At 73.8% G+C, this 6,000-nt stretch carries 4 protein-coding genes; 1 reads left to right on the forward strand and 3 read right to left on the reverse strand.

Annotation, left to right across the window (positions count from 1 at the left end; genetic code table 11):
• Positions 1-50 precede the first annotated feature (50 nt).
• The 3 genes from AB0P03_RS35275 to AB0P03_RS35285 all read right to left on the reverse strand — a co-directional run bounded on the left by AB0P03_RS35275 (position 51) and on the right by AB0P03_RS35285 (position 3,308).
• Positions 51-1,130, reverse strand: coding sequence for a hypothetical protein (locus tag AB0P03_RS35275; RefSeq protein WP_363632655.1), 1,080 nt, complete (start codon positions 1,128-1,130; stop codon positions 51-53).
• 12 nt (positions 1,131-1,142) lie between these two features.
• Positions 1,143-2,087, reverse strand: coding sequence for an NAD-dependent epimerase/dehydratase family protein (locus AB0P03_RS35280; protein ID WP_363582573.1), 945 nt, complete (start codon positions 2,085-2,087; stop codon positions 1,143-1,145).
• 96 nt (positions 2,088-2,183) lie between these two features.
• Positions 2,184-3,308, reverse strand: a complete 1,125-nt coding sequence (locus AB0P03_RS35285; protein ID WP_363632657.1) for a DegT/DnrJ/EryC1/StrS family aminotransferase — start codon at positions 3,306-3,308, stop codon at positions 2,184-2,186.
• Positions 3,309-3,722: 414 nt separating this feature from the next.
• Here AB0P03_RS35285 and AB0P03_RS35290 point away from each other — a divergent pair, with 414 nt between their 5' ends.
• On the forward strand, positions 3,723-5,912 hold the full coding sequence (locus tag AB0P03_RS35290; protein WP_363582577.1) for an MMPL family transporter: 2,190 nt from the start codon (positions 3,723-3,725) through the stop codon (positions 5,910-5,912).
• Positions 5,913-6,000: the final 88 nt, after the last annotated feature.

The raw sequence follows: 6,000 nt of genomic DNA on the forward strand, positions 1-6,000 counted from the left end.
CACGGCTCCACCCCGGCCGGGACTCCCGTATGGCTCGCCCCGGCGCTCGGCTACGCCAGCCCCACCTGCGCCAGGGCCGCGGTGAACCCGGTGCGCCAGCGCTCCGGGGTGGCGCCGGGGGAGGGGGTGGGCGCTGGGCGGGCGAGGGCGGCGAGGGCGTTGCGGACCACCTCGGCGGGGTGCGCGGAGGCGACGTCGGCGTGGCCGAGTTCCAGCTCGTGCTGGAGGTTGTCGCGGCCGTGGCCCTGGACGACGTCGAGCAGCAGCAGCCGCCGCCCGAGGGCGCGGGCCTCGCTGCAGGTGTCGCCGGAGCTGGTGACGACGAGGTCGGCGGCGGCCATCAGGGCGGGGACCCGGTCGGTGTAGCCGAAGGGGTGCAGGCGCGGCTCCCGGCGGGCGGCGGCCCGCAGCCGCCGTTCCAGTTCCCGGTTGCGCCCGGCGACGGCGAGCACGTGCGGACCGGCGGCGGCGAGCGAGGCGGCGGTGCGGGCGAGCGGCCCGAGCCCCCAGGCGCCGGACATCAGCAGCACGCACCGCCCGCCCGCCGGGACGCCCAGTTCGGCACGCGCCTCGGCCCGGCCGGGCGGCCGGTAGAACGGTTCCCGCAGCGGAGCGGGCAGGACGGTGACGGCGGCGTCCGGCCGGTAGCGGCGCACGGCGCAGGCGGCGACCTCGGAGGTGACCAGGAAGAGGTCGGTGCCCTCCTGCACCCAGAGCCGGTGCGGCGTCACGTCGGTGCAGAACACGAAGTGCCGGAAGTCCCGTCGCGGCAGCCGGTTGACGGCCGAGGTGGCGGTGGCGAACACGGAGACCACCAGCTGCGGCCGCTGCGCCGCGACCAGTTGGCGCAGCGCCGGGACGAGCCGGCTGCGGGCGGCCGCGTCGGCGAGCAGCGCGAGCCGGGCGCCGGGCCGCAACGCCGAGAAGTGGAAGGCGTCGTACACGCCGGGCAGGTCGAGCAGCCGCCGGAACACGGCCTCCCCGGCGGCGCCGGAGCGCTGCCCGAGCAGGGCCATCGCGTCGACCGTGTGGGTGGTCCAGCCGCGGGCCCGCAGGGTGTCGGCGCAGGCCTGGGCCATCACGTCGTGGCCCTGGCCTAGGGAGCCGGAGACGAGCAGGGCGTGCGGCATCGGGCGGCCCGCTCAGGAGGCGGCGGAGGCGGCTGCGGCGGCCCGGTACCAGTCGGCGTAACTCCGCACGCCGTCCGCGAAGTTGGTGTGCGGAGACCAGCCGAGCAGGCGCTTGGCCTGGGCGCAGGAGATCCGCCGCCCGGTGTAGTCGGCCTTGCGGCCGTCGATGTGCTCGATCGAGACCGGCCCCAGCAGGTCGTCGACGGTGTCGGCGATGTCGCGCACCGAGACGGCGGTGGAGCCCTCCAGGGCGAAGGTCCGGTCCTCGGCGGCGGGGGACAGGGCCCGGACGTGGGCGTCGGCGAGGTCCTCGACGTAGACGAAGTTGCGGCTCTGCCGCCCGTCGCCGGCGATGGTGATCGGCCGCCCGGTGAGCGCGGCCTGGACGAACCGGGCGACGACCAGCTCGTCGCGCATCCGGGGCCCGTACGGGATGCCGTAGCGCAGGATGGTGAAGTGCTGCCCGTACAGCTCGCGGTAGCTGTGCACCAGCATCTCGGCGGCGAGCTTGGTGGCCACGTAGAGGTGGCCGCTGTGTTCCAGTTCGATCGGCACGTGCTCGTCCAACTCCTGCTCTCCGCCGTCGAGTTGCTCGTCGGTGAGAGCGGCGCCGTAGACCCAGACGGTGCTCGCCAGCACGGTGCGGCTCAGTCCGCTGCGCCGGGCGGCCTCCAGGACGGCCTCGGTGCCGTCGATGTTGGTCCGCACGGCCCGCACCGGGTCGGCGGAGACCTGTTCGACGTCGGCCATCGCGGCGAGGTGGTACACCACTTCACTGCCGGCCAACGCGGAGGTGAGGGCCGCGAGGTCGAGGATGTCGAGCCGGGCGTGTTCGGCGTCGGGGTTGAGGTACTTGTCGGTCGTGTCCACCGCGAGGACGTCGTGGCCGGCCGCGATCAGGTGGTCCACGACGTGTGACCCGATGAATCCGCATCCCCCGGTGACGGCTATCCGCACGATCTCTCTCCTTGTCGGGCTCCGTGTCGAGCGCCTTCTCGCACTCCGTGTCGAGCGCCTCGGCGCGCCCGCCTGGTCGGGTCGACCCCGCCCCGGCTATCCGGCGAGTCTCCGGTGCACCGCCGAGACGGCCTCGATGACCTGCTCCGTCTCGTCCCCGGTCATGTCGGAGTGCACCGGCAGGCACACCTGCCGCGCGCAGACGTCCTCGGCGACCGGCAGCGGCCCGCGCCGGTAGGGGGCGAGGACGGGCTGCAGGTGCAGCGGCAGGTCGTACACCTCGCCGGAAAGCCGCACGCCGTACTCCTCGGCGACCGCCCGCTTGAACGCGGCGCGCTCCACCCCGGGCGGCAGCAGCGCCACGTACTTGTAGTAGTTGCCGCGGCAGCCGGACGGTTCGAGCACCGGCTCCAGGCCGTCGAGCCCGGCCAGCGCCTCGTCGTAGCGGCGGGCGACGGCCCGGCGGGTCTCGATGAACTCCTTGAGCCGGCGCAGGTGCACGGCGCCGACGGCCGCGCCGAGCTCGCTCATCCGCCAGGCGTGGCCGAGCCGGACGTGGTGGTTGGTGGTGAAGGAGCCCTTGCCCTGGTCGCGGTAGGTGCGGGCCTCGTCGCGCAGCTCGGGCGACTCGGTGAGGATCAGGCCGCCCTCGCCGCTGGTGGTGACCTTGGTCGGGTAGAACGAGAAGGCCCCGGCCAGGCCGAACGTCCCGGCGCAGCGCCCGCCGAGGCTGCTGCCGTGGGCGTGTGCGGCGTCCTCGACCAGCGGGACGCCGTGCCGGTCGCAGAGCGCGCGCAGCTCCTCGACCCGCGGGGTGATCAGTCCGCCGATGTGGACGAGTACGACGGCTGCGGTATCCGGGGTGAGGGCCGCCTCCAGCGTCTCGGGGGAGAGCGCCAGGGTGGCCGGGTCGACGTCGGCGATCACCGGGCGCCCGCCGGCGTGCAGGACGGCGCCGGCGGTCGCGTAGAAGGTGACGGCCGGTACGACGACGTCGCGGCCCCGGACGTCGACCGTGCGCAGGATCACCTCCAGCGCCGCGGTGCCGCTGCTCACCGCGACGGCGTGCGAGGCGCCGTGCTCGGCGGCGAAGGCCTGCTCCAAGCGCTCGGTCCACGGGCCCAGGGTGAGGGCGCCGGTGGTGAGCATCTCGATCACCGCCTCGGCGACGGCCGCGCGGTCGGATTCGTCGAACACGATGCGGGCGGCTGGAACGCCCATGGGCACCTCCGGCGGCGGGCTGGGGTCAGCACCGATCGGGTCAGATGGGGCCGAACCGTACGAAAAGTGTCGGGCCCGGCACATCACGCTACTTCGCCCGCCGGGCCGCGGCCCGTCGTCGCCGCCCGCCCGGGTGACGACGCCCGGCCCCGTCGCCGCCCTGCCGCTGCCCCGCCACCGCCCCGCCGCCACCGCCGGGAGTGCGCCCGACCGCTCCCACCACAGCTGATGCGCTTCCGCCGTCCGGGGAGGGGCCGTACTGCGTCCGCAGTACGCAAACGGCCTGCGCAGGGACGACGACGGAGGAGGGGCCGGCCGTCAAGGATGGGTCATGCTGCGGGCGGTCCGCGCCGAAAGGCGCCGGGGCGGCCGCGGTGCGCACTCTGACCGAGATCCGAAGGAGTCCACTCTTCCGTGGCCACGTTCCTGTACCGCCTGGGCCGCTGGGCCTTCGTCCGACGCCGGCTGGTGACCCTGCTCTGGGTCGCCGTGCTGGCGGTCTGCGGAGTCCTGGCGGCCAAGGCGCCCGCCGCACCCGACGACGGCTTCGCGATGCCCGGTACGGAGGCGCAGAAGGCCTTCGACCTGATGAACGAGCGCTTCCCCGGCGGCCACGCCGACGGCGCCTCGGCCCGCCTGGTGTTCGTCGCCCCGTCCGGGCAGAAGATCACCGCCGAGCCCAACCAGCAGGCGGTGGAGCGGACGGTCGCCGAGCTCGCCCACGCCGACGAGGTCTCCGGCGCGGTCAGCCCGTTCAAGGCCAACACCGTCTCCAAGGACGGCACCACCGCGTACGCGACCGTCAGCTACTCCGTGAAGGCGGGCGAGCTGTCCAAGGGCGCCACCGACGCCCTCGAACAGGCCGCCCAGCACGGGCGGGACGCCGGGCTCAAGGTCGAGGTCGGCGGCAACGCGCTGATGGCCAAGCCCGAGGCCGGCGGCAGCAGCGAGATGATCGGCATGGCGCTGTCCGCGGTCGTCCTGGTGATCACCTTCGGCTCACTCGTGGCCGCAGGCCTGCCGCTGCTCACCGCCGTGATCGGGGTCGGCCTCGGCATGGCCCTGATCACCGGGCTCGGCAGCACGCTAGGCCTGTCCTCCACCACCAGCACGCTGGCGATGATGCTGGGACTCGCGGTCGGCATCGACTACGCGGTGTTCATCGTCTCCCGCTACCGGGCCGAGCTCGCCGAGGGCCGCACCCCGCAGGAGGCGGCCGGCCGGGCCGTCGGCACCGCAGGCTCCGCCGTGGTGTTCGCCGGGCTCACCGTGGTGATCGCCCTGGCCGGGCTCTCGGTGGTCGGCATCCCGATGCTCGCCAAGATGGGCATGGCCGCGGCCGGCACGGTGGTCATCGCCGTCCTGGTCGCGCTCACCCTGGTCCCCGCGCTGCTCGGCTTCATCGGCCGCCGGGTGCTGCCCCGCAAGGCCCGCAAGGGCGCCGTCCAGCCGAAGAAGGAGAACGGCGGCTCCCGCTGGGCCAAGTTCGTGCTGCGCCGCCCGCTCGCGGTGCTGCTCGGCGGCGTGATCGGCCTCGGGGTGCTCGCCGCCCCCGCGCTCGACCTGCGGCTCGGCCTGCCCGGGGACGAGTCGAAGCCGACCTCCACCACCCAGCGCCGCGCCTACGACCTGCTGTCCGAGGGCTTCGGCCCCGGCTTCAACGGGCCGCTGACCGTCATGGTCGACGTCAAGGGCACGCCCGACCCGAAGGCCGCCGCGAGCGAGGTCGCCAAGACGGTCTCCGCGCTGCCCGGCGTGGTCTCCGTCACCCCGCCGATGTTCAACAAGGCGGGGGACACCGCCCTGCTGAACGCCGTCCCGTCCACCGGCCCGAGCGCCGCGGAGACCAAGGACCTGGTCCAGGCCATCCGCGGCCACGCCGCCGGCCTCAAGACGGCCACCGGGGCGACGGTCCTGGTGAGCGGCACGACGGCGATGAACATCGACGTCTCGCAGAAGCTCACCGACGCGCTGGTGCCCTACCTCGCGGTGGTCGTCGGCCTCGCCGTCGTCCTGCTGCTGGTGGTGTTCCGCTCGGTGCTCGTCCCGCTGAAGGCGGCGCTCGGCTTCCTGCTCTCGGTGGCCGCCGCGCTCGGCGCGGTCGTCGCGGTCTTCCAGTGGGGCTGGCTGGCCAACCTGATCGGCGTCGAACAGACCGGCCCGGTGATGAGCATGATGCCGATCTTCATGGTCGGCGTGGTCTTCGGCCTCGCCATGGACTACGAGGTGTTCCTGGTCACCCGGATCCGCGAGGGCTTCGTCCACGGCGAGCAGCCCGACGAGGCCATCGTCACCGGCTTCCGGCACAACGCCCGGGTGGTCACCGCCGCCGCGTTCATCATGATCGCCGTCTTCGCGGGCTTCATCGGCATGGGCGAACCGATGATCAAGATGATGGGTCTGGGCCTCGCCGCGGCCGTCGCCTTCGACGCCTTCGTGGTCCGGATGACCATCGTCCCGGCCGTCCTGGCCCTGCTCGGCCGCCACGCCTGGTGGCTGCCGCGCTGGCTGGACCGGCTCATGCCGGACATCGACGTCGAGGGCAGCAAGCTGCAGACCGCCGCCCCCGAACCGGCCCCGGTCCGGGAGTCCGTCGGCGTCTAGGCCCGGACTTCGCACATGGGGTTTTAGGTCTCCAGCCAGCGGGGTCGGGTTTCGTCTATGCCGAGGAGTTCGAGTAGGTGTGCTTGGA

The sequence above is a fragment of the Kitasatospora sp. NPDC088779 genome (assembly GCF_040685395.1).
Taxonomy (GTDB): domain Bacteria; phylum Actinomycetota; class Actinomycetes; order Streptomycetales; family Streptomycetaceae; genus Kitasatospora.

Coding starts and splice junctions, on each gene's coding strand:
- AB0P03_RS35275 (WP_363632655.1), bottom strand. CDS start 1,130: ATGCCGCACGCCCTGCTCGTCTCCGGCTCCCTAGGCCAGGGCCACGAC.
- AB0P03_RS35285 (WP_363632657.1), bottom strand. CDS start 3,308: ATGGGCGTTCCAGCCGCCCGCATCGTGTTCGACGAATCCGACCGCGCG.